Source organism: Okibacterium endophyticum (assembly GCF_054780075.1).
This window is the reverse complement of sequence record NZ_BAAGXA010000005.1, coordinates 350,422-373,582: the sequence shown is the minus strand read 5'-3', so window position 1 is coordinate 373,582 and position 23,161 is coordinate 350,422. Positions and strand designations below refer to the sequence as shown.

The following is a 23,161-nucleotide window of genomic DNA, read 5'->3' as shown; positions in this document are numbered from 1 at the left end:
CCGTCGAGTCCCGCCATCGGGTCTCGAGCGAGATCGGGTCTCGAGCGAGAGGATGCCGCCGTCAGCGCCCCTGGGGCAGGTCGCGCGCTCCCTCGCCGGTGTACAGCTGCTGGGGCCGCCCGATCTTGGACTGCGGGTCTGCGTTCATCTCGCGCCAGTGCGCGATCCAGCCGGGCAGGCGCCCGATGGCGAACAGCACTGTGAACATGCGTGTGGGGAACCCCATCGCCTTGTAGATCACGCCCGTGTAGAAATCGACGTTCGGATAGAGCCTGCGCTCCTTGAAATAGTCGTCTTCGAGGGCGATCTGCTCGAGCTCCTGTGCGAGGTCGAGCAGCGGGTCGTTCACACCGAGCTGTGCGAGCACCTCGGTGGCGCTCTGCTTGACGATCTTCGCCCTCGGGTCATAGTTCTTGTAGACCCGGTGGCCGAAGCCCATGAGCTTGACGCCCTCTTCTTTGCTCTTCACACGCTCGACGAAACGCTGTACTCCTTCGCCGGAGTCGCGAATGCGTCCGAGCATCTCGAGCACAGCCTCGTTCGCCCCACCGTGCAGCGGACCGGAGAGCGCGTTGATGCCAGCCGAGACCGACGCATAGAGGTTGGCGCCGGTCGATCCGACGAGCCTGACCGTCGACGTCGACGCGTTCTGCTCGTGGTCTTCGTGCAGGATGAGCAGTCGTTCGAGGGCCTGTGAGAGCACCGGGTCGATGTCGTACGGCTCAGCGAGGTTCCCGAAGTTCAAGCGAAGGAAGTTGTCGACGAAGCTCAGGCTGTTGTCCGGGTAGAGAAAGGCCTGGCCGAGCGATTTCTTGTGTGCGTATGCCGCGATCACGGGGAGCTTGGCCAGAAGGCGAACCGTTGTGATGTCGACCTCGTGCGGGTCGTGCGGAGCTGTGCCGTTCTCGTAATAGGTCGACAGCGCCGAGAGCGCGCTCGAGAGGACCGACATCGGATGCGCTGTGTGCGGCAACGCAGAGAAGAATCGTTTGAGATCTTCGTGCAGCAGAGTGTGTCGCCTGATTCGCTCATCGAACTCGCCCAGCTCGTCGGCGGTCGGCAAGTCGCCGTGGATGAGGAGCCAGGCGACCTCGAGATAGGTCGAACCGCCTGCGAGCTGCTCGATCGGGTATCCGCGATAGCGAAGGATTCCCTGGTCACCGTCGATATACGTGATGGCCGACTTCGTGGCCGCCGTGTTCACGAACCCATAGTCGAGAGCGGTCAGCCCCGACTGCTTGGTCAGCGTCGACACGTCCAGGCTCGATGCCCCCTGCGAGGCAGGCACCAGGGGAAACTCCGCTGAGCCCCCCGGAAACGCGAGAGTCGCTTTCTGGGGCTCTGTCGATGACTGATGCAGGGCGTCGCCCACGGCGCCTCCTTGATGATTGGTTGATCGAACTGCGATGGCCGACCGCCCACTCGACAGTGACCTGGATACAGCCTAATCGCCTCTGCGAGATACTGCCGCATCAGACAAAGCTCTGCCGGATCGGTTGGAGCTATCCGCCAGCCATCGATTCTGCGGTCAGCCGGGCGACCGCTGCGCTCACCCGCTCGTCGGTCGCGGTGAGCGACAGGCGTATGTGCTGCGGGGAGAAATCGCCGTAGAAATGCCCTGGGCCGACGAGGATGCCCCGTTCGGCGAGTCGGTCGACAGACTCCCAGGCATCCCTGCCCTCCGTCGCCCAGAGGTAGAGCCCGGCCTCGCTGTTGTCGATGCGAAAGCCGCAGGCCTCGAGCGCAGGTTTCAGCACATCGCGACGAGCACGGTAGACGGCTTTCTGGTTCACCACATGTTCGTCGTCCGCCAGCGCCGCCACCATCGCCGCCTGCAGGGGCGCGGGCAGCATCAGCCCGGCATGTTTGCGCACGTTCACCAGGCGTTCGATCACCGTCGCGCACCCCGCCGCGAACGCGGCACGGTAGCCGGCCATGTTCGACTGCTTGCTCAGGGAGTAGATCGCGAGCACATTCCGCCGATTGCCCTCGATCACCCTCGGGTCGAGAATGCTCGGGACGGGAGAGTCCGCCCACTGGTCGTCCCAGCCGAGTTCGGCATAACACTCGTCGTTGACGATGACCGCACCGAGTTCGCGCGCGCGAGCGACCGCCGCTCGCAGCGCGGCGATGTCGAGAACGCGCCCGTCTGGGTTGGCCGGAGAGTTGAGCCAAACGAGTCTGGTGTTGTCCGGCCAGTCAGCAGGGTCGTCTGCGGGAAGGGCGGTCGCGCCGCAGATCGTCGCACCGATCGCGTAGGTCGGGTAGGCCGCGCGTGGGTGAACGATGACATCGCCGTCGCCGACCCCCAGCATCAGCGGCATCAGCGCGACGAGCTCCTTGGAACCGATGGTGGGAACGACGTTGCGCGGCTCGAGGCCCGTGACTCCTCGTCGCCGGGCGAACCAGTCCACGATGGACTCACGAAGCGTCTGCGTGCCCACGGTGAACGGGTAGGCGTGGGCGTCCGTCGCCTCGGCGAGCGCCGCCCTGATCACCGTCGGCGTCGCATCGACAGGTGAACCGATGGACAGGTCCACTATGCCGTCTGGATGGGAGCGAGCCTTCTCCGCGTATGGAGCCATGGCATCCCAGGGATACTCAGGCAGGGGTCCGAGCGCCATCGTCAGGCGTTGTGCGCTTGCGGCGGAAGCGCGGCGATGACGGGGTGGTCGTATGCGATCACGCCGACTTTCGCGGCTCCGCCTGGCGACCCGATCTCGTTGAAGAACTCGACGTTCGCCGTGTAGTAGTCAGCCCATTCCTCTGGCAGGTCGTCTTCGTAATAGATCGCCTCGACCGGGCAGACCGGCTCGCACGCCCCGCAGTCCACACACTCGTCCGGGTGGATGTACAGCGACCGTTCGCCCTCATAGATGCAGTCGACGGGGCATTCATCGATGCAGGCGCGGTCTTTGACGTCCACACACGGCAGAGCGATCACGTAGGTCACAGCGGGTTCGATCCCTTCGAGTCAATGCCTCCAGTCTAATCCTCGTGCGAGGCCTCGCCCGCCTCTGCCGTGGCCACGGGCGAGGGCCGTTGAGCGCGGCGAGGCGGCAGCGCGGGCCACGCGACGATGACTGTGCCGATCAGAACGGGGGCGAGCGTCCAGACGAGCCCCGGCCCGCCCTGAGGAATCAACACGGTTCCGCCTGCGCTCTCGATCGACAACAGCCCGACCGTGGCGACCATGCCTATGGCGGCGCAGAGCACGGCGAACCGGTCATCGAGCACCAGGCGGAATCCGAGAAGAAGCGCTATCGCTCCGGCGACGGCCAGAACGAGTCCCAACGGGATCTCGACGCCGAACACGGTTATCGTGTTGACGTGTGCGACGGTGCCGATGGCACCGTAGGCGATGCCGACGACGAGCGAGAGAAGAGAGCTGAGCACACGCGCCGCCGCGGTCGGATGCTCCTCGTCGCGTTCGAGTGCGGGCAACCGGTCGACGTGGGCGTCGTGGGGAGCCTCTTGCTGTCGGTCGAATGTCACGGCGTCATCCTGCCACACCTGACTGTGACAGTGACGGGAGCGACCTGCCGTTCGCGGAGGCGAGGCGCGACGGAATGGACAGAGACGCCCGATTCGATTATCTTGCTAAGGCAAGCCTTAGCTTATCTGTGTATGGCGCGATCACCCCGCACCATCGACTACGTAGGGGTCCCTTGTTCGCAAACATCCTGATCGGCCTGCGCGAAGGCCTCGAGGCGGCGCTCATCGTCGGCATCCTCGTCGCCTATCTCCGCAAGCTCGACCGCCGAGATGTGCTGCCCCGCCTCTGGCTCGGCGTCGCCCTGGCCGTTGCGCTCTCCCTCGGCGTCGGCGCGGTTCTCACCTGGGGTCCGTACGGCCTCAGCTTTCAGGGTCAGGAGATCCTCGGCGGCACACTCTCCCTCGTCGCCGTCTGCCTCGTCACGTGGATGATCTTCTGGATGGGGCACCATGCGCGCACGCTCGCACACGAGCTGGAGTCCCACCTCGATCGCGCTCTGCGTGGCACCGCCGGGGGGATCGTGATCATCGGCTTCGTGAGCGTCGCGAGAGAAGGAGTGGAGACGGCGCTGTTCGTCTGGGCGGCGGCCGGTTCGTCCGGAGACGCCCTCGGCGGCACGATCGGAGCCGTCGCCGGCATCCTGATCGCTGTCGCCATCGCCTATCTGATCTACCGCGGGCTGGTTCGCGTCAATCTCTCGCTGTTCTTCACGGTGACCGGCTTCCTCCTGATCGTGGTCGCAGCCGGTGTGCTTGCATACGGCGTCGGGGACCTTCAAGAGGCGTCGGTCCTGCCCGGGTGGGGTCAGACCGCGTTCTCACTCGCGTCGGCCATCCCGCCGAGCAGCTGGTACGGCACGGTGCTCGCCGGCATCTTCAACTTCACCCCGGAGCCGACGACACTTCAGTTCGCCGCCTGGCTCGTCTACCTGGTCGTGACGGTCGCGCTCTTCGTCAGGCAGGTCTTCGGCAGTCGTCGGCGCAGGCGCGAGCACGGGCCATCGAAGACCGACGTCACCGCCGGATCACACAGCACCATCCCCTCGCACTGAACCATCTCATCGCACTGAACCGTGCCGAATCGAACAGGAGTCATCCGTGCACAGATCTGCACTCACGTCCATTGCCGCGGCAGGTGCGCTGGCCGTCGCCCTGACGGGTTGTGTCGCCAACAACGCCTCGAACGAGGATGCCGCCCTGGCCGTCGACATCGCCGACGACACGTGTGATGTCTCTGCGGCGACGGCATCCGCCGGCGCCGTTGTGTTCACGATCACCAACACCGGCACAGACGTCAACGAGTTCGAGATCCTCGCCGACGACAAGCTCAGGATCGTGGGAGAGAAAGAGAACATCGCTCCCGGCCAGAGCGTCGACTACGCCGCGCAGCTGAGCGCGGGCACCTATTACACCGCGTGCAAGTTCCAGCAGGTCGGTGCTCCGATCGGACTGGCCGAATTCACGGTGACCGGCGATTCGGCCGAGCTCTCAGCCGATGAGAAGGAGCTCAGCGAGGCGGCGGTCACCAACTACATCGCGTATGTCACCTCTCAGGCGGGTGAGCTGGTTCCCGCCGTGCAGAAGTTCGTCGACGCCTACGTCGCGGGTGACGACGAGACCGCTCGCGACCTCTTCGCCTCCACCCGCGCCTTCTACGAGCGCATCGAGCCGACCGCCGAGGCGTTCGGTGACCTCGACCCCAGGATCGACTACCGCGAGGTCGACGCCGTCGCAGAGGGTCTGGACTGGACCGGCTTCCACCGGATCGAGAAAGACCTGTGGCCACCGGCCGCCGGCGCGCTCAACTCCGACGGAGCAGACGCGTTCATTGACTGGTCTGCCTCGACACCCGAGCAACGCCGGCAGATCGGCGACGCTCTCGTCTCTGATGTGCAGGCGCTGTATGACCTCGTCTACGCCGATGATTTCACCGTGACGCTCGGCGACATCAGCAACGGCGCGATCGCCCTGCTCGACGAGGTCGCCTCTGGGAAGATCACCGGTGAGGAGGACTGGTGGTCTGGGACCGACCTGACCGACTTCGCCGCGAACGTGCAGGGCGCCCGAGTCGCGTTCGGCAATGTCCGCGAGATCGCCCTGGCCTCTGGAGACGATGGCGAGCAGCTCGTCTCGTCGATCGAGACCGAGTTCGACGCCCTCGAGTCACAGCTCGCGCAGTACGGCAGCATCGATGACGGGTTCGTGAACTACAAGGAACTCACCGACGACCAGAAGAAGAAGCTGTCCGACGCCGTGAACGCCCTCGCGGAGCCGCTCTCGAATCTGACACAGACCGTTCTCGGGCTCTGACCGTGCCGGAAGGTGACCTTTGACCGAGGATCGGCGCGACGCCGGGGGGCCGGGCGGCGTCGGTCCGGTCGGCGCGGAAGGGCCGCGAGAAACTGCCCCTCCGGCCACTGCCGATGAAGCGACACCGCGCGGATTCTCCCGTCGTGGCATGCTCGGGCTCTTCTCCGCCGGCGCCGCCGGTCTCGTCGTCGGCGGCGGAGCCGGAGCGCTGGGAGCAGCCGCAGCCATCGGCAGCCAGCCGGCGTCGTCCGTGCATCCGTTCCACGGAGTCCACCAGGCGGGGATCACCACACCCGCGCAGGATCGACTGCACTTCGCCGCTTTCGATGTCTCTGCCGGTCTCACCCGCGACGGTCTCGTCGGCCTGCTCAGGGACTGGAGCGCGGCGGCCGCGAGATTGACGGCCGGGCTCGATGTCAGCGAGAGCGGCGCGATCGGCGGGTCGGACTACGCGCCGCCCGACGACACCGGAGAAGCCCTGGGGCTCTCGGCAAGCGCGCTGACGGTCACCTTCGGGTTCGGTCCGTCCCTCTTCACCGACGGAGAGGAAGAGGATCGTTTCGGCATCGCCTCGCAGACGCCAGCAGGCCTGGTGACCCTCCCGCGATTCCGCGGCGACGCCCTCCGCCCGGAGTGGACGGGAGGCGATCTGTGCATCCAGGCGTGCGCCGACGATCCTCAGGTGGCGGTTCACGCCATCCGCAATCTCAGCCGGATCGCCTTCGGCCGTGCGAGCATCCGCTGGTCGCAACTGGGATTCGGGCGCACATCGTCGACCTCGACGACCCAGACGACGCCGAGGAACCTCTTCGGGTTCAAAGACGGCACGGCCAATCTCAAGGCGGAGGAGACCGACCAGATCGCGGAGCATCTCTGGGCCGGCGACGACGATCAGCAGTGGTTCGCGGGCGGAACCTATCTCGTCGCCCGCAAGATCAGGATGATCATCGAGGTCTGGGACCGCCAGCAGCTCGTGGACCAGGAGCAGACCATCGGTCGCACCAAGGGCGAGGGCGCTCCCCTCTCGGGAGGAAAGGAGTTCACCGCCCCCGATTTCACGGCGAAGGGCGCGACGGGCGATGAGCTGATCCCCGCGGCATCGCACCTGAGACTCGCGCATCCCGACCAGAACGGCGGTGCGAGGATCCTTCGCCGCGGCTACAACTACGTCGATGGCAACGACACGCTCGGGCTGCTCGACGCCGGGCTCTTCTTCATCTCGTTCCAGCGCTCTCCTGAGCAGTTCATCACCGTGCAGCGCACACTGGCAGACGACACGCTGAACGAGTACATCAAACACGTCGGCTCCGCCCTGTTCGCGGTGCCGCCTGGTGCGAGCGCAAACGGCTTCGTCGGAGAGACCCTCTTCACCTAGACGGAGAAACTCGCCGCCGTCGGTCAGGGGCCGGCACCAGGCTGACGACGGCGCACGCGGCCGTTTGTCGTTCGGCCGCGCACACCGTGCATGGCTGCGCTTTCGTGTGAGCTAGGCCTGCTTCTTCAGTCGCGATGTCGATCGGGCGCGAGCGTTCTGGTCGAGTTCGACCTTTCTGATGCGCACGATCTCTGGGGTGACCTCCACACACTCGTCTTCGCGGGCGAACTCGAGGCACTGTTCGAGAGTGAGCTGGCGTGACGGCGTCATCGACTCGAACGTGTCTGACGTCGACTGACGCATGTTCGTCAGCTTCTTCTCTTTGGTGATGTTGACGTCCATGTCGTCTGCGCGGGAGTTCTCGCCGATGACCATCCCCTCATAGACCTCTTCTGTCGGGTTGACGAAGAAGGTCATCCGCTCCTGAAGGGCGATGATGGCGAACGGCGTGACCACTCCTGCTCTGTCCGCGACGATCGAGCCGTTGTTCCTGGTCACGATCTGACCGGCCCACTCCTCGTATCCGTGCGAGATGGCGTTGGCGATGCCCGTGCCGCGGGTGATCGTGAGGAACTCCGTGCGGAACCCGATGAGGCCGCGGCTCGGAACGATGAACTCCATACGCACCCAGCCGGTTCCGTGGTTCGTCATGCCCTCCATACGACCCTTGCGCGCGGCGAGCAGCTGGGTGATCGCACCGAGGTACTCCTCCGGCACGTCGATCGTCAGGTGCTCATAGGGCTCGTGCGTCTTGCCGTTGACCTGACGCGTCACCACCTGAGGTTTGCCGACGGTGAGCTCGAAGCCCTCGCGACGCATCTGCTCGACGAGGATCGCCAGTGCCAGCTCGCCTCGGCCCTGCACCTCCCAGGCGTCTGGCCGGCCGATGTCGAGAACCTTGAGCGAGACGTTTCCGACGAGCTCACGGTCGAGGCGGTCTTTCACCATACGAGCCGTGAGTTTGTGTCCTTTGACCTTGCCGACGAGGGGCGAGGTGTTCGTTCCGATCGTCATCGAGATGGCGGGGTCGTCGACGGTGATGGTCTCGAGCGGCCTGACGTCATCGGGGTCGGCGAGCGTCTCGCCGATGGTGATGTCTGCGAAGCCGGCGACCGCGACGATGTCGCCAGGCCCGGCGCTCTCGGCGGGGTAACGGTCGAGAGCCCGCGTCTTCAACAGCTCGGTCACACGCACGTTCGACACGGAGCCGTCGTGCCTGACCCAGGCGACGGTCTGGCCCTTGTTGATGGTGCCGTTGAAGACACGCAGCAGCGCCAGGCGACCGAGGAACGGAGACGAGTCGAGGTTGGTGACCCAGGCCTGCAGCGGGTGCTGGTCGTCGTAGGTCGGCGCCGGGATATGAGTCAGGATGGCGTCGAAGAGCGGCTCGAGGTCCTCGCTGTCAGGCAGCGCACCGTTCTCGGGTTTGTTGGTCGAAGCCCGCCCGGCCTTGCCGGACGCGTAGACGACGGGAACGTCGAGGATCGCGTCGAGGTCGAGCTCCGGGTTGTCTTCGGAGATGTCGCTGGCAAGACCGAGAAGCAGATCCTGGCTCTCGCTGACCACCTCGTCGATGCGGGCGTCCGGCCTGTCGGTCTTATTGACGAGCAGGATCACCGGAAGCTTCGCCTCGAGCGCCTTGCGCAGCACGAAACGGGTCTGCGGCAGTGGGCCCTCGCTCGCGTCCACGAGCAGCACAACGCCGTCGACCATCGACAGGCCGCGCTCGACCTCACCGCCGAAGTCGGCGTGGCCGGGGGTGTCGATGACATTGATGGTGATCGGTGTTCCGTTGGCATGCACACCGTTATAAGAGATCGCCGTGTTCTTGGCGAGGATGGTGATGCCCTTTTCGCGCTCGAGCTCGTTCGAGTCCATGGCGCGCTCTTCAACGTGCTCGTGGGCCGAGAACGAGTCCGTCTGACGCAGCATGGCGTCGACGAGTGTCGTCTTGCCATGGTCGACGTGTGCGACGATCGCCACGTTACGGAGATCGGTACGTGTGGCGATTGCCATGCAGAAATGTCCTTCAGTTCACGTGTGTGGAGTGCTGCGGAGAAACCCGCGACGAATCATTCTACCCGCTGCAGGCTGAACGTATGCGTTACACGGTCCGGCCGGCCGAACCGGCGACGTCAAGGTGCCGACCGACAGGCGCAACCCCAGACTGCCGAGCTCTCTGTCGTACGCACAGGTGTCAGACCTCCGCGCCCGTCGCCGAACCAGAAGAACATAACGTCACACAGCCGCGAATGCGGGGCATCTTCGGGTGTGCGATCTACACAGAGTGGTGTCTGATCGCCTTTTCTTGCAAGGATCCCGACACCAGCGCAGAAGACTGCGGATCTTGCCCCATTGACATGCAGACTTTGCAGCAGGTTCCCAGGGGTGGCAGGATCGACGAGTGACACCAACAGCACGCAGGAGCCGCCTCTGGTGGGAGATCGCCATCGTCTTGGGACTCTCGCTCGGGGCATCCGCCGTCTATTCGATCGTGTCGATCGTGTCGAGGCTGACCGCAGACACTCCCCTGTCCGACCAGGCCGCGGGGCTCAATCAGTCCCAATCGCCACTCGAGTGGCTCGACTTCAGCTACCAGTTTCTCGGCATCTTCTTCGATCTCTTCGCCGTCGCTCTCGCGCTTTACCTGCTCTGGTCGCCACGCACCAGCGGCTTCGAACGCATCGGGCTCACCTTCGCGAAGCCGGGCAGGGATGCCGCCGGCGGCCTGGCGCTGTTCCTCGCCATCGGCATCCCCGGGCTCGTCTTCTATGCGATCGGCCGCGCGATCGGGATCACCGTCGCGGTGGTGCCCACCCCGCTGGACGCATACTGGTGGACCATCCCGATCCTCATCTTCGCCGCGCTCAAAGCCGCGCTGATCGAGGAGGTCATCGGGATCGGCTATCTGTTCACCCGGCTCGCGGAGCTCGGCTGGTCGAAATGGACGATCATCCTGTCGTCGGCGCTCCTCCGTGGCAGCTATCACCTGTACCAGGGCATCGGCCCGTTCATCGGGAACGTCGTGATGGGTGTGCTCTTCGGCTGGTTCTACACCAGGTACGGCCGTGTGATGCCTCTGGTGATCACCCATTGGCTGATCGACATCGTGTCGTTCGTCGGCTATCCACTCGCCGCGATGTGGTGGCCGGGGCTGTTCCTGCCGACCGAGTGACACCCCTGTTCAGGGCACAACGATCGCAGTATCGTGTGCCCAAGTGCGCAGAGTGGCGCACAGTTCGGGGGGATCCGTGTCGGACGAGTATGCCAGTGAGCCTGTCTCCGCCATCGACTACGTTGCGATCGAAGAGTCGGCACCCTTTGTCGAGCACAAACGCAGACACCGACGATTCGTCTTTCCGCTGGCCATCGCCTTTCTCGTGTGGTACTTCGTCTATGTGCTTCTCGCGGACTACGCACACGAGTTCATGTCGATCAAGGTCTGGGGCAACATCAACGTCGGACTGCTCTTCGGACTGAGCCAGTTCGTCACGACGTTCGCCATCACCACCTGGTACGTGTCATTCGCCAATAGGAAGCTCGACCCCGCTGCCCAGAGATTCCGCACCGAACTCGAACAGGCAGAATCCGAGAGCGGGGAGGCCCCACGATGAACATCGGCGAGCCGATCCTCAACATCTCGATCTTCGCGGCATTCGTGCTCGTCACCCTGATCATCGTCATCAGGGTGGGACGCCGCAATACGACGGCCAACGACTTCTATGCCGCCGGTCGTTCGTTCAACGGCGGACAGAACGGCGCGGCCATCGCAGGCGACTACCTCTCAGCCGCATCGTTCCTGGGCATCTGCGGGGCGATAGCCGTGAACGGCTATGACGGATTCCTCTATTCGATAGGTTTTCTGGTCGCCTGGCTCGTGGCGCTGCTGCTCGTCGCCGAACTGCTCAGGAACACCGGCAAGTTCACGATGGCAGACGTTCTGTCGTTCCGGCTCAAGCAACGCCCGGTTCGCCTCGCCGCAGCCACGGCCACGCTCGCCGTCTGCTTCTTCTACCTTCTCGCCCAGATGGCCGGCGCCGGCGGCCTGGTGTCTCTGCTGCTCGGCGTCGCAGACGAGATCGGGCAGTCGGTGGTGATCGCCGTCGTCGGTGTGCTGATGATCCTCTATGTGCTCATCGGGGGGATGAAGGGCACCACCTGGGTGCAGATCATCAAGGCGGTGCTGCTCATCGCAGGCGCCGGCGTGATGACCGTGTGGGTGCTCGCCCTCAACGGGTTCAACCTCTCCGCTCTTCTCGGGCAGGCCGCCCAGACCGCGGGAGACGGCATCCTCAACCCCGGACTGCAGTACGGCGTCACAGGCATAAGCCGATTGGACTTCGTGTCGCTCGCGCTGGCACTTGTGCTCGGCACAGCGGGCCTGCCGCACGTGCTGATGCGGTTCTACACCGTTCCGACGGCGAAGGAGGCACGGCGGAGCGTCGTCTGGGCGATCTGGCTGATCGGCCTGTTCTACCTGTTCACGCTGGTGCTCGGGTACGGCGCCGCGTACCTCGTCGGTTCGGAGAGGATCCTGGCCGCGCCCGGCGGTGTGAACTCAGCCGCTCCCCTGCTCGCGTTCGAACTCGGCGGGTCGATCCTGCTCGGGATCATCTCGGCCGTTGCGTTCGCCACCATCCTCGCCGTTGTGGCCGGGCTCACCATCACGGCCGCCGCGTCGTTCGCGCACGACGTGTACGCGAACGTCATCAAAAGGGGAAAGGTGCCGCCGAACGGCGAGGTGAAGGTCGCGCGCATCACGGTTGTGGCGATCGGACTGCTCGCGATAGCAGGTGGCATCGGCGTGCAGGGGCAGAACATCGCGTTCCTCGTTGCTCTCGCCTTCGCCGTCGCGGCGAGCGCGAACCTGCCGACGATCCTGTACTCGTTGTTCTGGCGCCGGTTCACCACACGCGGCGCACTCTGGAGCATGTACGGCGGGCTCGGATCCGCCCTCGTCCTGATCGTCTTCTCCCCGGTGGTCTCGGGGGCTGAGACGTCGATGTTCTCGAACGCGAACTTCGCATGGTTCCCCCTCAGCAACCCCGGGATCGTCTCGATACCGCTGGGTTTTCTGCTCGGCTGGCTGGGAACGGTCACGTCACGGGTGAAAGAGGATCCACGCATCGCCGCCGAGATGGAGGTGCGTTCTCTCACCGGTCACGGCGCAGAGAAGGCGTCACACCACTAACCGTCTCGCGCGCGATGCGAACGCCCTCCCCCGGGAGGGCGTTCGCATCGCGTATGGACGCGTGCGAGTTGTGAGTTCACGTCGACATGACTCTAAGATAGAGACTTAGAGTCAGCATGACTCTTATTGCCGCGTGAACGGAGGACGCGATGTCGGAACGCAGACCGGGTCAGAAGGTCGATCTCGCGGTGTCCACAGTGATCTTCGCACTCCGGCCCGCACGAGCATCCGGCGCTCGCACCGTGTGGCTCCCGCTCGTGCGGCGCGTTCGCTCACCCTATAAGGGGATGTGGGCTCTGCCAGGCGGCCCTCTCGGCGCAGACGAAGACCTCTCGACAGCCGCGGCCAACACCCTTGACGAGACGACCGCGCTCTCGCCGAGATATCTCGAGCAGCTCTATGCCTTCGGCGACACCGGGCGCTCCCCCGGCGACCGCGTCGTCTCGATCGTCTACTGGGCGCTTGTGGGCGCAGACGAAGCAGATCGCGCCGTGCTCACCGAGAACGTCAGGTGGTTCGAAGCCGACGACCTTCCCGTTCTCGCGTTCGATCACAACCGCATCGTCGACTACGCGCTCTGGCGCCTGCGCAACAAGCTCGAATACAGTCACATCGCCCACGCGTTCCTCGGCGAGACGTTCACACTCACCGACCTGCGTGAGGTTCACGAGGCCGTCCTTCAGAAGCAGCTCGACCCGGCCAATTTTCGACGCCAGATCGAGGGCTCCGGCCAGGTCATCGCGACAGAGAGCTTTCAGACCGGTGCCAGGCACCGCCCCGCCCGTCTCTACAGATACAACAGCTCTGCACAGCTCGTCGACCACGGCCCGCTCTTCTCCGACACCCGCACCCACAACCTGGAGCACTCATGACGCTCACCCCTTCAGTCGATGCCACCATCCAGCTGATCAACGCCGGCCGCGCTCCCGCAGAGGCGTGCAGCCCCGACCTGGTGAAAAGCCCGTGGCTCTTCGACTCTGCTCCTCCCGGATACGGGCCGGGAGCGTCGATGGGCGACGTGATCCCGACCGGCTCGCCGAGACAGGGCGAGTTGCCGCGCGAGTATCGCGACGCATCGGACGAGGACCTGGATGCACGGATCTTGGCCGCCAAGGCGACGCTCGGCGACCGACTCGTCATCCTCGGCCATTTCTATCAGCGCGAAGAGGTCATCCGATACGCGGATTACGTCGGGGACTCCTTTCAGCTTGCGAACGCGGCGAAGGCGCGCACAGAGGCCGAGGCGATCGTCTTCTGCGGCGTGCACTTCATGGCAGAGACCGCCGACCTGCTCTCGCAGCCGGAACAGGCGGTCATCCTGCCCAATCTCGCCGCCGGATGCTCGATGGCCGACATGGCGAACATCGATCAGGTCGAGGAATGCTGGGAGCAGCTCACCGACCTGTATGGAACCGAACCGGATGCCTCCGGCCGTGTTCCGGTGATCCCTGTCACCTATATGAACTCCTCGGCGGCACTCAAGGGATTCTGCGGAAGGAACGGCGGGATCGTCTGCACGTCCTCCAACGCGCAGACGGTTCTGGAATGGGCGTTCGAGCGCGGGCAGCGTGTGCTCTTCTTTCCCGACCAGCACCTCGGCCGCAACACCGCGAAGGCCATGGGCGTCCCCCTCGAGCAGATGCCGATGTGGAACCCGAACCGTCCGCTCGGCGGAAACGACGAGCCCTCCCTCGACGACGCCAGGGTCATTCTCTGGCACGGGTTCTGCTCAGTGCACAAACGCTTCACCGTCGACCAGATCGAGCAGGCGAGAACCCGGCATCCCGGTGTCCGCGTGATCGTGCACCCCGAGTGCCCGATGCCGGTCGTCGATGCCGCGGACGAAGCGGGGTCGACCGACTACATCGCCAAGGCCATCGCGGCTGCGCCCGCGGGCACAACGTTCGCGATCGGCACCGAGATCAACCTCGTGCAACGCCTCGCCGCGCAGTACCCCGAGCACACGATCTTCTGCCTCGACCCCGTAGTCTGCCCGTGCTCGACGATGTATCGGATTCACCCGGGATATCTCGCCTGGGTGCTCGAGTCCCTCGTCGAGGGCGCCGTTCTCAACCGGATCACCGTCGGCGACGACGTCGCCGAACCCGCACGCGTGGCACTCGAGCGGATGCTCGCCGCCAAACCACCGGAGCACCGCTGATGGCGACGGTGCTCGTGATCGGCAGCGGGATCGCCGGCCTGGTCACCGCCATCACCGCCGCCGCCGGCCACCGGGTCACCGTGGTGACGAAGGGGGCGGTCGGCGAGAGCAACACCAGGCGAGCGCAGGGCGGAATCGCCGGTGTGATGACGAGCGCACACGACCGCCAGGCCGCCGGTCTCCCCCTCGACAGCGTCGACGCCCACATCACAGACACCCTCGCCGCAGGCGCCGGCCTCTGCGACCCGGATGCCGTCCGCGTTCTCTGCACAGAGGCATCCGCTCGCCTTCACGACCTCGCGGACTGGGGTGTCGAGTTCGACGGCGTCGACGGCGTGCCCGCACGCGGGCTCGAGGCCGCGCACTCGGCTCCCCGTGTGCTCCACGCGGGCGGCGATGCCACCGGAGAGGCGATACAGCGTGCGCTCATCACACGGGCGAAGCGCAGCGGGGTGATGATCAGGGAGCACACTGTCCTGGTCGATCTGCTGAGAGACCCCACGGGTGTTCGCGGCGCGCTCCTTCTCACACCGGACGGCGACCTCGTCGAGGTCAGGGCGGATGCCGTTGTGCTCGCGACGGGCGGCCTCGGTCAGCTTTTCGAGCACACGACCAACCCCGCCGTCGCAACGGGCGACGGCCTGGCTGCTGCGATCAGGGCCGGCGCCGCCGTGGCCGATCTCGAGTTCTACCAGTTTCACCCCACGGCCATGACGGGCACCGGGTTCCTGCTCTCGGAGGCCGTCCGCGGCGAGGGCGCCGTGCTGCGCGACGGGGAGGGAAGGCGGTTCATGCAGAACCTCCACCCTGCGGCCGAGCTCGCGCCGCGAGACGTGGTGGCGCGGGGCATCGCGCAGGTGATGGCGTCGCGCGGCGGGCCGGTGACCCTCGATGCGACGGCGCTCGGCGCCGCGCACCTCTCCGCCCGCTTTCCGAGCGTCGACGCGGCTGTTCGGGCGGCGGGGATCGACTGGTCCCGCACGGGTGTTCCGGTGGCGCCTGCCGCCCACTATGCGATGGGCGGGATCGTCACGGACCTGTGGGGGCGCACGAACCTGCCGGGGCTGCTCGCCGTCGGAGAGGTCGCGCGAACGGGGGTGCACGGCGCGAACCGCCTGGCCTCCAACTCGCTTCTCGAGGGCGCCGTGTTCGGCGCTCGTGCGGCGTCCGCTCTCGATCGGCTTCCCGCCGGAACCGACGCGCATCCACCCACGATCAGCCGGGCGAGGCGGCAGCGGTTCGCGTTCGTCGGCGAGGTCCGCCAGAAGCTGCAGAAGCTTATGTGGGAACACGTCGGCCTGCTGCGCGATGGCGCCGGCCTGCAGACCGCGGCCGAGACGCTTGCGCGCTGGAGCCGGGAATTCGACGACGGAACGGATCTCGAGACGGGAGCGGACGGCATCCGTCAGGTCGAGAACCGCAACCTGGTCACGATCGCGTCGGCGATGACCGACGCGGCGATCAGGCGAACGGAATCGCGCGGCGCCCACTTTCGTTCTGATCACCCGCGGTCCGACCCGACCAGGGCCATCCCGACGATTTTCGTCACCGATGCGCAGGAGGCACTCGTATGCTGACCGCTTCGACCATCGACCGCACGGTGCGTGCAGCGCTCGACGAAGACGCACCGTGGGGCGATCTGACCTCCCAGATGCTCATCCCGGCCGACGCCGTCGCGACGGCCGATCTCGTCGCGCGTGAAGACGGCGTCTTCAGCGGCGGCGACGTTTTTGCGGCGGCTTTTCGCCTGACAGACGAATCGATACGGGTGACGCTCCACCGCCGCGACGGCGACAGGTTCGCGCGCGGCGATCGTCTCGCGACCGTCGCCGGTCCCGCACGCGGGGTGCTCCAGGCGGAGCGGATCGGGCTCAACTTCGCACAGCGGATGTCGGGAATCGCGACGCTGACGGCGCGTTTCGTTGAAGAGATCGCCGGCACCCGTGCGCGCATCGTCGACACCCGCAAGACGACGCCGGGGCTCAGGGCCTTGGAGCGCCACGCCGTCCGCTCCGGCGGCGGTCACAATCACCGCTTCTCACTGTCTGACGCGGTGATGGCGAAAGACAATCACCTCGCGGTGCTCACGGCGGGCGGGGTCGCAGTCAGCGACGCGATCCGGGGCCTGCGCGAGCAGCTCCCGCACACGACCCACATCGAGGTCGAGGTCGACGACCTCGACCAGATCGACGCCGTTCTCGAGGGCGGCGTCGACACGATCATGCTCGACAACTTCTCGGTGGACGACCTGCGACACGGGGTCGACCGCGTGGCGGGCCGGGCTATCGTCGAGGCGAGCGGCAACGTCTCACTCGACACGGTCCGGGCCATCGCCGAGACCGGCGTCGATGTGATCTCGGCCGGTGCGCTCACCCACAGTGTGCGTGCGCTCGATCTGGGGCTCGATGTTGTGGTGTGCGCCGATGCCTGAGCCGGTCGCGCCCGAGCGCGTGCCCGACGGGAACGCCCGCTGATGTTGTACCTCGACAACGCCGCGACCGGCCCCGTCCGCCGGGAGGTCATCGAGGCGATGTGGCCGTTTCTCACGAGCGAGTTCGGCAATCCGTCGAGCCATCACACCGTCGGCGAGCGCGCGGCGGCAGCCCTCGCAGACGCTCGTTCGGCTGTCGCCGCCGTTATGGGGGTGAGGAGCGGCGACGTCGTGTTCACCGGCGGGGGCACGGAGGGCGACAACCTCGCCATCAAGGGCATCGCGCTCGGCGACCCGCGCGGCCGGCACATCGTCACGAGCGCCATCGAGCACGAGGCCGTGCTCGCCTCGGTCGACTACCTCAGGCGCCTGCACGGCTTCGACGTGACCTTCGTCGATCTCGACGGCACCGGGCGGGTGACGCCGGATGCCGTCGCGAGCGTCGTGAGAGACGACACAACGCTTATCACCGTGATGTACGCGAACAACGAGATCGGCACCGTGAACGACGTCGCCGGCATCGCCGAGGTCGCCCTCCGCCACCGGATCCCGTTTCACAGCGATGCCGTGCAGGCGGCCGGCTGGCTCAGTATCACCGCGTCACAGCTCGGAGTCGACGCCCTCACGATCTCGGGTCACAAGGTCGGCGCTCCGAAGGGTGTCGGCGCCGTCTACCTGCGCGGCCGGCTCCCGATCGAACCCGTGCTCCACGGCGGCGGCCAGGAGCGCGGTCGCCGTTCAGGCACCGAGAACGTCGCGGCAGCCGTCGGCCTCGCCACCGCTCTCACGATGGCCGAGGCCGAACGGCCCGACGGGTCCGCACGCGTGACGACGATGAGGGACTCCTTTATCAACAACATCCTTCGCGGTGTGCCGAGTGCGTTCCTCACGGGGCATCCGACCGAGCGCCTGCCGAACCACGCGTCGTTCTGTTTTCCCGGAACAAGCGGAGAGGGCATTCTGCTCGAACTCGAGCGACGCGGGGTCGTCTCGTCGAGCGGCTCCGCGTGTGCCGCAGGCAGCGATGAGCCCTCGCACGTGCTGACGGCGGTCGGAATCGATCCGGCAACGGCTCAGACCGCAGTTCGCTTCAGCCTGGCGTCCGACATCACTCCGGACCAGCTCACGCACACGGCGGATGCCGTCAGCTCGTCAGTGCGCGCCATGACCTCTCTCTGACGACCGGCTCCGTGACGACGGACCACGACCCCTCGATGCTCGTCGAATGCTTGAGCGGCTGTACTCGCCGGAGTAGCGTGAAGGCATGAGCGGGGCACAGAAACCGGTTCAGCGTGCCGGCCAGATGACAGACGACGAGTACGACCTCTCGTTCGAGGATTCGTTGGCGCCAGAGCTCGTGCGCCTCAAGAATTGGCTCCCCTCGGCGATGCCGACGGATGGCCAGCCGTATGCGACGACCCGCGCTCAACGCGCGGCTCCTGTTGTCCGCCGTCGTGTCTATCCGGGCGCCATCGATTCGCGACGATCGGAGTTCTGAGTCATCCGACGTTCCGGGTCATACGACGTTCCGGGTCATCCCGACGGTGAGCTCACCGGACTCTTGAGGTCGCGAGCAAGGCGCCATACCGTGTGGGCATGACGAACCAGTTCAAGAACGGCGAAGACAAGCGCGAGCGTGGCGATGCTGAGGGTGCTGACCAGAACGACGAAGAGCTGACCGCGCCGGAAGAGGAGCAGCTCGAGGACTGGCTGCCGGATGCCGAGCCGACCGAGGGCCCTGCCCCTGCTCCATGACGGGCATTTGATATCGTGTGAGAAGGTCGCGCGATGCGACCCCGGACGACGGATCAGTACCCGGACAGCGACAAGACTGGCCACAGGAGTGAATCGTCATGTCGTGGATCATTCTCATCGCCTCTGGCGTGCTTGAAGCGGTCTGGGCGACGGCGCTCGGCAAGTCGGAGGGATTCACGAAGCTCTGGCCGAGCATTGTTTTCGTCGGCGCGCTCGCTCTCAGCATGGGCGGTCTCGCGATCGCCATGCGTGACATCCCCATCGGAACTGCATATGCGGTCTGGGTCGGAATCGGTGCTGCGCTGACGGTGGCGTGGTCGATGTTCACCGGGGATGCAGACGTGTCGTGGGTGAAGATTCTTCTGCTGGTCGGCCTGATCGGTTGCATCATCGGGCTGAAGCTGGTCGATGACTCGCACTGACGGAGCAGCGCAGAAGAGGCAAACGGCGTGGCAGAAGGATGAAATCGGCGATTTCTCGTCGCTCCGGCCCCGATGTCCTATTCTCGCGCCGGTCGGTGCGAGGGCGAGTGCTTCCCCTGGGCATCCTCCGCTGCCACGATGGGGTCATGGGTGAACCCACAGAAACGGCGACACGCTCGGCAGCACACTCGATAGAGGTGACTCCGGCTCATTCCTTCGACGACATGGCGACGATGTTCGCACCGAAGAAGCCGGAGTCGTCCGTCTGCTGGTGCCTCTCGTGGAGGTTGAGCTCGAAGGAGAACCGAGAGCTCACGGGAACCGCGCGCGCAGACAAAGTGCGCGAACTGTGCTCCCGTGACCTCGCCCCTGGGGTGCTCGCGCACATCGACGGGGATGTCGCCGGCTGGGCCGGCATCGCTCCTCGCGCCGAACTCCATCCCTTCGCGAACTCGCGCAAGATCCCGTATGTCGATGATCTGCCCGTGTGGGCACTCTGGTGCATCCGGGTGCGACCTGGCTTCCGCAAACAGGGTGTCACCCGTGCGCTCATCGAGGGCGCCGTCGAGTACGCCCGCGAATCGGGGGCGCCTGCCGTCGAAAGTTATCCGGTGGACAATGCCGGGGAACGCGTCGACATGACGATGGCGTATGTGGGCACGCGCAGCATGTTCGAAGAGGCGGGCTTTGCAAAGGTCTCGGACACCGATTCCGTCGCCGGTGGCTTCCCTCGCATTCTCATGCGGCGGATGCTCGGCTGACGTGCTCAAGTCACGGCCGCCGAATCAGCCGAGACGGATCGAGATGGCCGGGTCTTCGGTCGTGCCGCCTGACGCTCTCGCCGCGATCGCGACGATGAGACCCTGGTCGGCTGTGGCGCGTATCGGCGCTGCGAACGTGGCCGCTTGGGCGACGGGCAGGTACCCGCAGGTGGCCACCGTGCCGCAGTAGAAGAGATCGATCCGAACCGCCTCTGGGTCGGTCTGCTCGAGAAGAAGCATCGCCAGAAGCTGGCCGTCACGTTCGCCGTCTGCGCGCCATTCGTCGAGAACTGCCCTGATGCGCGGCAGATAGCGAACATCGCCGACGACGTCTTGGCCCTTCTGCGAGCTCAGCCCGAAGAATCCTCTCGGCGTCACCGGCATATACACGTGCTCACCCATCGCCGGGAACGCGTAGCCCTGCAGGATAAAGGGCTTGAGCGCTGGGGATAGGTCGGAATGCACGCTCAAGTGTACGTGTTGCGGGCTCCGTGCGAACCACCACCGGAATCGGGTCGCGGTGCCACCGCGAACATCAGGCTAAGCCACGCCTGACCGAGCGATGATGACCGTCAGCTCCGTCCTGGTCCGAGCTCCTGCCGTTCCCGCTTCGCGCGGTCTCGCGATCGCCATGCGTGACATCCCCATCGGAACTGCATATGCGGTCTGGGTCGGAATCGGTGCTGCGCTGACGGTGGCGTGGTCGATGTTCACCGGGGATGCAGACGTGTCGTGAGTGAAGATTCTTCTGCTGGTCGGCCTGATCGGTTGCATCGTCTGGCTGAAGCTGGTCGATGACTCGCACTGACCAGAATACGAGGATGCCCGGGGGCGACGGCTCTCCTGCCTGCCGGCGGAATCATCGCAAAGGGGGTGGTCCGTCTCGATATGGTTAGCTGGTGGGCATGAGAACAACGGTGTTCGACCGTCAGGCGCCGCCGCCGAGCGCTGTGGAAGAATCTCTTCGCGAGACTCGACGCGGGGTGTTCTGGCTCGATGATGTGTCGCGCACGGCGTATACGCCGCTCCGCGCCGATGTGCGCGCCGACCTCGCCGTCGTCGGCGGGGGTTACTGCGGGCTCTGGACAGCCGTGTTGGCGAAGCAGGCAAACCCGGATTCACGTGTTGTGCTGTTGGAGGCGAGGGCCGTCGGGTGGGCGGCATCTGGTCGTAACGGCGGTTTCGTCGAGGCCAGTCTCACCCATGGCCACGAGAACGGCAAGAGCCGGTGGCCTAACGAGATTCGGCGGCTGGACGAGCTCGGCTTGGAGAACCTGGACGAGATCGAGCAGACCGTCGAGGAACTCGGCCTCGACTGCGATTTCGAGCGGAACGGCGTGATCGGCCTCGCCGTTGAGCCTTACCAGGCCGAGGCGATGCGGCAGGCCGAGCACGGCCCAGACGAGGTGTTCCTCGACCGCGAAGCCGTGACCGCCGAGGTGAACTCCCCGACCTACCTCGCCGGCAGTTGGCACAAGCGCAGCGCCGCGATCGTGCACCCGGGCAAGCTCGCCCTCGAACTGGCCCGGGTCGCGGTGGAGCTCGGTATCGAGATCCACGAGCACACGAAGGTGAACGCCGTCGAGAGCGCGGGGAGCACACCCACAGACCCGGTGCGGTTGATCACGGCCGAAGGCACTGTCTTCGCCAACCGGGTGGCGTTGGCGACGAACGTCTTCCCCTCTCTGCTGAAGCGCAACCGTTTGCACACGGTGCCGGTCTACGACTACGTGCTGATGACCGAACCGCTGAGCGACACGCAGCTGGATGCCATCGGCTGGTTGAACCGGCAAGGCTTGAGCGATTCGGCCAACCAGTTTCACTATTACCGTCTGAGCGCCGACAATCGGATCCTGTTCGGCGGCTACGACGCGGTGTACCACTTCGGACGCCGGGTCGACCCGCGATATGAGAACCGGCCCTCGAGCTACCGGCTGCTCGCCAGCCACTTCCTGACCACCTTCCCGCAGCTCGAGGGCATCCGCTTCACTCATAAATGGGCGGGTGCGATCGACACAAGCACACGATTCACGGCGTTCTTCGGCACCGCACGACAGGGCCGAGTTGCATATGCCGCCGGTTTCACGGGCCTCGGAGTGGGCAGCACACGCTTCGCGGGCAAAGTCATGCTGGATCTGCTCTCTGGCGAGGAGACCGAGCGTACGCAGTTGGAGATGGTGCGCCACAAGGGTGTGCCGTTCCCGCCTGAGCCGATCGCCTGGATGGGTGTGCAGGCCACCCGCTGGTCGTTGGATCGCGCTGATCGTAATGAGGGCAGGCGCAACGTCCTCTTGCGCACCCTCGATTCTCTCGGTCTCGGTTTCGACTCGTAAGCCCGCCGCACGCCAGACACACTCCGACACACGGCCGCACCCGGGAACGCTCTCCGATCAACGCGGGCAGGCGGGGCGAGAGCGAACGCGCTCCTCAGAGAGCTTCGGGGGAAGACCGCTGCAAGCGTCGGTTGACCTGCGCGAGATCACCTCGCCGGATCACCTCGGGACCGTCGGCTGGATTCGGCGGCTGGGCTGCCATCCGGGTCGGGGTATGGCGTCGAGCAACTGCCGGGTGTAAGGATCGCTCGGGTCGTCGAGCACCGACGTTGTGTCGCCGATTTCGACCACCCGGCCCTTCTGCATCACCAAGCATCTGTCGCTGATCTGCCGGACAACCGCCAGGTCATGAGAGACGAACAGGTATGAGATGTCGATTTGCCGCCTGATCTCGATCAAGAGGTTCAGCACCTGTGCTTGCACGCTGACGTCCAGTGCAGATACCGCCTCGTCCAGTATCAGGAGCTGCGGCTCCAATGCAAGAGCGCGGGCGATGGCGAACCGCTGTCGTTGACCGCCGGACAGGTTCCGCGGCAAGGCCTTGGCTTGCCGGTCATCAAGTCCGACCTGATCGAGCAATTTTGCGATTCTCGCTTTGCGCCATGACCGGTCCCGGTCGAACTGGGTGATGAGAATCTCTTCCAAACAGGGGCCTAGCGCCTGTTTGGGGTTCAGCGACCCGAATGGATCCTGGAAAACCATCTGAACTTGCCTCGCGTGCTCACGCCTCTGCGTGACCCCTCGCGGCTTCGACCACTGCCGGCCCTCGAAGAGGATATTGCCGTCGGTGGCTGTCTCCAATCCGGCGATGATGCGGGCAATCGTTGTCTTTCCAGAGCCGGACTCGCCGACAATCGCCAGAGACTCTCCGCGAGCGAGGGAGAACGTGACGTCGTCGACCGCAACGAAATCCTCCATATGACCGAG

24 protein-coding genes and 1 riboswitch are annotated in these 23,161 nt (G+C 65.5%); of the genes, 17 read left to right on the top strand and 7 right to left on the bottom strand.

The annotated features are described in order from the left end of the window. Positions 1–61: 61 nt before the first annotated feature. The 4 genes from ACYVF5_RS05985 to ACYVF5_RS05970 all read right to left on the bottom strand — a co-directional run bounded on the left by ACYVF5_RS05985 (position 62) and on the right by ACYVF5_RS05970 (position 3,495). Positions 62–1,372 carry a citrate synthase gene (locus tag ACYVF5_RS05985; protein ID WP_460944328.1) on the bottom strand — a complete coding sequence of 437 codons (1,311 nt, stop codon included), beginning with the start codon at positions 1,370–1,372 and terminating at the stop codon, positions 62–64. 130 nt (positions 1,373–1,502) lie between these two features. After that, the gene (gene dapC / locus ACYVF5_RS05980) at positions 1,503–2,624 is read right to left on the bottom strand and encodes a succinyldiaminopimelate transaminase (RefSeq protein ID WP_460944326.1); all 1,122 of its coding nucleotides are present in this window, start codon (positions 2,622–2,624) and stop codon (positions 1,503–1,505) included. A 2-nt stretch (positions 2,625–2,626) separates the two neighbouring features. Next, complete coding sequence (gene fdxA / locus ACYVF5_RS05975) at positions 2,627–2,953, bottom strand: ferredoxin (protein ID WP_460944324.1); 327 nt, start codon at positions 2,951–2,953, stop codon at positions 2,627–2,629. A gap of 35 nt (positions 2,954–2,988) precedes the next feature. Beyond that, on the bottom strand, positions 2,989–3,495 hold the full coding sequence (locus tag ACYVF5_RS05970) for a hypothetical protein (protein ID WP_460944322.1): 507 nt from the start codon (positions 3,493–3,495) through the stop codon (positions 2,989–2,991). 173 nt (positions 3,496–3,668) lie between these two features. On the opposite strand from ACYVF5_RS05970, the gene efeU reads away from it, so the two are divergent. The 3 genes from efeU to efeB are packed head-to-tail and all read left to right on the top strand — an operon-like array spanning position 3,669 to position 7,180. Beyond that, positions 3,669–4,547 carry an iron uptake transporter permease EfeU gene (efeU, locus tag ACYVF5_RS05965; protein WP_460944320.1) on the top strand — a complete coding sequence of 293 codons (879 nt, stop codon included), beginning with the start codon at positions 3,669–3,671 and terminating at the stop codon, positions 4,545–4,547. Between the two features lie 46 nt (positions 4,548–4,593). Then, positions 4,594–5,805: an iron uptake system protein EfeO gene (gene efeO / locus ACYVF5_RS05960; protein WP_460944318.1), complete on the top strand. Its 1,212-nt coding sequence runs from the start codon at positions 4,594–4,596 to the stop codon at positions 5,803–5,805. Positions 5,806–5,824: 19 nt separating this feature from the next. After that, positions 5,825–7,180, top strand: coding sequence for an iron uptake transporter deferrochelatase/peroxidase subunit (gene efeB, locus ACYVF5_RS05955; RefSeq protein WP_460944316.1), 1,356 nt, complete (start codon positions 5,825–5,827; stop codon positions 7,178–7,180). A gap of 111 nt (positions 7,181–7,291) precedes the next feature. On the opposite strand, the gene typA is transcribed toward efeB, so the two are convergent. Next, positions 7,292–9,196, bottom strand: a complete 1,905-nt coding sequence (typA, locus tag ACYVF5_RS05950; protein ID WP_460944314.1) for a translational GTPase TypA — start codon at positions 9,194–9,196, stop codon at positions 7,292–7,294. A gap of 388 nt (positions 9,197–9,584) precedes the next feature. Here typA and ACYVF5_RS05945 point away from each other — a divergent pair, with 388 nt between their 5' ends. From ACYVF5_RS05945 to ACYVF5_RS05890, 12 genes are all read left to right on the top strand, one after another. Next, positions 9,585–10,355, top strand: coding sequence for a CPBP family intramembrane glutamic endopeptidase (locus tag ACYVF5_RS05945; RefSeq protein WP_460944312.1), 771 nt, complete (start codon positions 9,585–9,587; stop codon positions 10,353–10,355). A 76-nt stretch (positions 10,356–10,431) separates the two neighbouring features. After that, complete coding sequence (locus tag ACYVF5_RS05940) at positions 10,432–10,794, top strand: DUF485 domain-containing protein (RefSeq protein ID WP_460944310.1); 363 nt, start codon at positions 10,432–10,434, stop codon at positions 10,792–10,794. Continuing rightward, complete coding sequence (locus tag ACYVF5_RS05935) at positions 10,791–12,371, top strand: solute symporter family protein (protein ID WP_460944308.1); 1,581 nt, start codon at positions 10,791–10,793, stop codon at positions 12,369–12,371. The genes ACYVF5_RS05940 and ACYVF5_RS05935 overlap by 4 nt, the downstream gene beginning before the upstream one ends. A 149-nt stretch (positions 12,372–12,520) precedes the next feature. Further along, positions 12,521–13,243, top strand: coding sequence for an NUDIX hydrolase (locus ACYVF5_RS05930; RefSeq protein WP_460944306.1), 723 nt, complete (start codon positions 12,521–12,523; stop codon positions 13,241–13,243). Then, positions 13,240–14,532, top strand: coding sequence for a quinolinate synthase NadA (gene nadA, locus ACYVF5_RS05925; protein WP_460944304.1), 1,293 nt, complete (start codon positions 13,240–13,242; stop codon positions 14,530–14,532). The genes ACYVF5_RS05930 and nadA overlap by 4 nt, the downstream gene beginning before the upstream one ends. Then, positions 14,532–16,109 carry an L-aspartate oxidase gene (gene nadB, locus ACYVF5_RS05920; protein ID WP_460944302.1) on the top strand — a complete coding sequence of 526 codons (1,578 nt, stop codon included), beginning with the start codon at positions 14,532–14,534 and terminating at the stop codon, positions 16,107–16,109. The genes nadA and nadB overlap by 1 nt, the downstream gene beginning before the upstream one ends. After that, entirely contained in the window at positions 16,103–16,963 is an 861-nt protein-coding gene (nadC, locus tag ACYVF5_RS05915) for a carboxylating nicotinate-nucleotide diphosphorylase (protein WP_460944300.1), read from the top strand. Before nadB ends, nadC begins: the two co-directional genes overlap by 7 nt. Positions 16,964–17,005: 42 nt before the next feature. After that, entirely contained in the window at positions 17,006–18,142 is a 1,137-nt protein-coding gene (locus ACYVF5_RS05910; protein ID WP_460944298.1) for a cysteine desulfurase family protein, read from the top strand. An 85-nt stretch (positions 18,143–18,227) separates the two neighbouring features. Next, entirely contained in the window at positions 18,228–18,461 is a 234-nt protein-coding gene (locus ACYVF5_RS05905) for a hypothetical protein (protein WP_460944296.1), read from the top strand. Positions 18,462–18,559: 98 nt separating this feature from the next. Continuing rightward, on the top strand, positions 18,560–18,718 hold the full coding sequence (locus ACYVF5_RS05900) for a hypothetical protein (RefSeq protein ID WP_460944294.1): 159 nt from the start codon (positions 18,560–18,562) through the stop codon (positions 18,716–18,718). 20 nt (positions 18,719–18,738) lie between these two features. Beyond that, a riboswitch (guanidine-III (ykkC-III) riboswitch) is annotated at positions 18,739–18,803 on the top strand. A 13-nt stretch (positions 18,804–18,816) separates the two neighbouring features. After that, positions 18,817–19,140, top strand: coding sequence for a DMT family transporter (locus tag ACYVF5_RS05895; RefSeq protein WP_460944292.1), 324 nt, complete (start codon positions 18,817–18,819; stop codon positions 19,138–19,140). Between the two features lie 146 nt (positions 19,141–19,286). Beyond that, positions 19,287–19,901, top strand: a complete 615-nt coding sequence (locus ACYVF5_RS05890) for a GNAT family N-acetyltransferase (protein WP_460944290.1) — start codon at positions 19,287–19,289, stop codon at positions 19,899–19,901. Positions 19,902–19,925: 24 nt separating this feature from the next. On the opposite strand, the gene ACYVF5_RS05885 is transcribed toward ACYVF5_RS05890, so the two are convergent. Continuing rightward, positions 19,926–20,366 (bottom strand): hypothetical protein, encoded by a 441-nt coding sequence (locus ACYVF5_RS05885; RefSeq protein ID WP_460944288.1) that lies wholly within the window; start codon positions 20,364–20,366, stop codon positions 19,926–19,928. A gap of 100 nt (positions 20,367–20,466) precedes the next feature. Here ACYVF5_RS05885 and ACYVF5_RS05880 point away from each other — a divergent pair, with 100 nt between their 5' ends. Beyond that, positions 20,467–20,637: an SMR family transporter gene (locus ACYVF5_RS05880; RefSeq protein ID WP_460944286.1), complete on the top strand. Its 171-nt coding sequence runs from the start codon at positions 20,467–20,469 to the stop codon at positions 20,635–20,637. 169 nt (positions 20,638–20,806) lie between these two features. Further along, a complete protein-coding gene (locus tag ACYVF5_RS05875) occupies positions 20,807–22,234 on the top strand; it encodes an NAD(P)/FAD-dependent oxidoreductase (protein WP_460945291.1) in 1,428 nt (475 codons plus the stop codon). Between the two features lie 159 nt (positions 22,235–22,393). On the opposite strand, the gene ACYVF5_RS05870 is transcribed toward ACYVF5_RS05875, so the two are convergent. Next, a complete protein-coding gene (locus ACYVF5_RS05870) occupies positions 22,394–23,152 on the bottom strand; it encodes an ABC transporter ATP-binding protein (RefSeq protein WP_460945289.1) in 759 nt (252 codons plus the stop codon). Positions 23,153–23,161: the final 9 nt, after the last annotated feature.

What these genes read in the sequence shown, in the direction of transcription:
- nadC (WP_460944300.1), top strand. Translation starts at nt 16,103, where the DNA reads ATGCTGACCGCTTCGACCATCGACCGCACGGTGCGTGCAGCGCTCGAC.
- ACYVF5_RS05900 (WP_460944294.1), top strand. Translation starts at nt 18,560, where the DNA reads ATGACGAACCAGTTCAAGAACGGCGAAGACAAGCGCGAGCGTGGCGAT.
- typA (WP_460944314.1), bottom strand. Translation starts at nt 9,196, where the DNA reads ATGGCAATCGCCACACGTACCGATCTCCGTAACGTGGCGATCGTCGCA.
- ACYVF5_RS05895 (WP_460944292.1), top strand. Translation starts at nt 18,817, where the DNA reads ATGTCGTGGATCATTCTCATCGCCTCTGGCGTGCTTGAAGCGGTCTGG.
- nadB (WP_460944302.1), top strand. Translation starts at nt 14,532, where the DNA reads ATGGCGACGGTGCTCGTGATCGGCAGCGGGATCGCCGGCCTGGTCACC.
- ACYVF5_RS05890 (WP_460944290.1), top strand. Translation starts at nt 19,287, where the DNA reads ATGGGTGAACCCACAGAAACGGCGACACGCTCGGCAGCACACTCGATA.
- ACYVF5_RS05935 (WP_460944308.1), top strand. Translation starts at nt 10,791, where the DNA reads ATGAACATCGGCGAGCCGATCCTCAACATCTCGATCTTCGCGGCATTC.
- dapC (WP_460944326.1), bottom strand. Translation starts at nt 2,624, where the DNA reads ATGGCGCTCGGACCCCTGCCTGAGTATCCCTGGGATGCCATGGCTCCA.
- ACYVF5_RS05875 (WP_460945291.1), top strand. Translation starts at nt 20,807, where the DNA reads ATGAGAACAACGGTGTTCGACCGTCAGGCGCCGCCGCCGAGCGCTGTG.
- ACYVF5_RS05905 (WP_460944296.1), top strand. Translation starts at nt 18,228, where the DNA reads ATGAGCGGGGCACAGAAACCGGTTCAGCGTGCCGGCCAGATGACAGAC.
- ACYVF5_RS05930 (WP_460944306.1), top strand. Translation starts at nt 12,521, where the DNA reads ATGTCGGAACGCAGACCGGGTCAGAAGGTCGATCTCGCGGTGTCCACA.
- ACYVF5_RS05880 (WP_460944286.1), top strand. Translation starts at nt 20,467, where the DNA reads ATGACCGTCAGCTCCGTCCTGGTCCGAGCTCCTGCCGTTCCCGCTTCG.
- ACYVF5_RS05910 (WP_460944298.1), top strand. Translation starts at nt 17,006, where the DNA reads ATGTTGTACCTCGACAACGCCGCGACCGGCCCCGTCCGCCGGGAGGTC.
- nadA (WP_460944304.1), top strand. Translation starts at nt 13,240, where the DNA reads ATGACGCTCACCCCTTCAGTCGATGCCACCATCCAGCTGATCAACGCC.
- ACYVF5_RS05870 (WP_460945289.1), bottom strand. Translation starts at nt 23,152, where the DNA reads ATGGAGGATTTCGTTGCGGTCGACGACGTCACGTTCTCCCTCGCTCGC.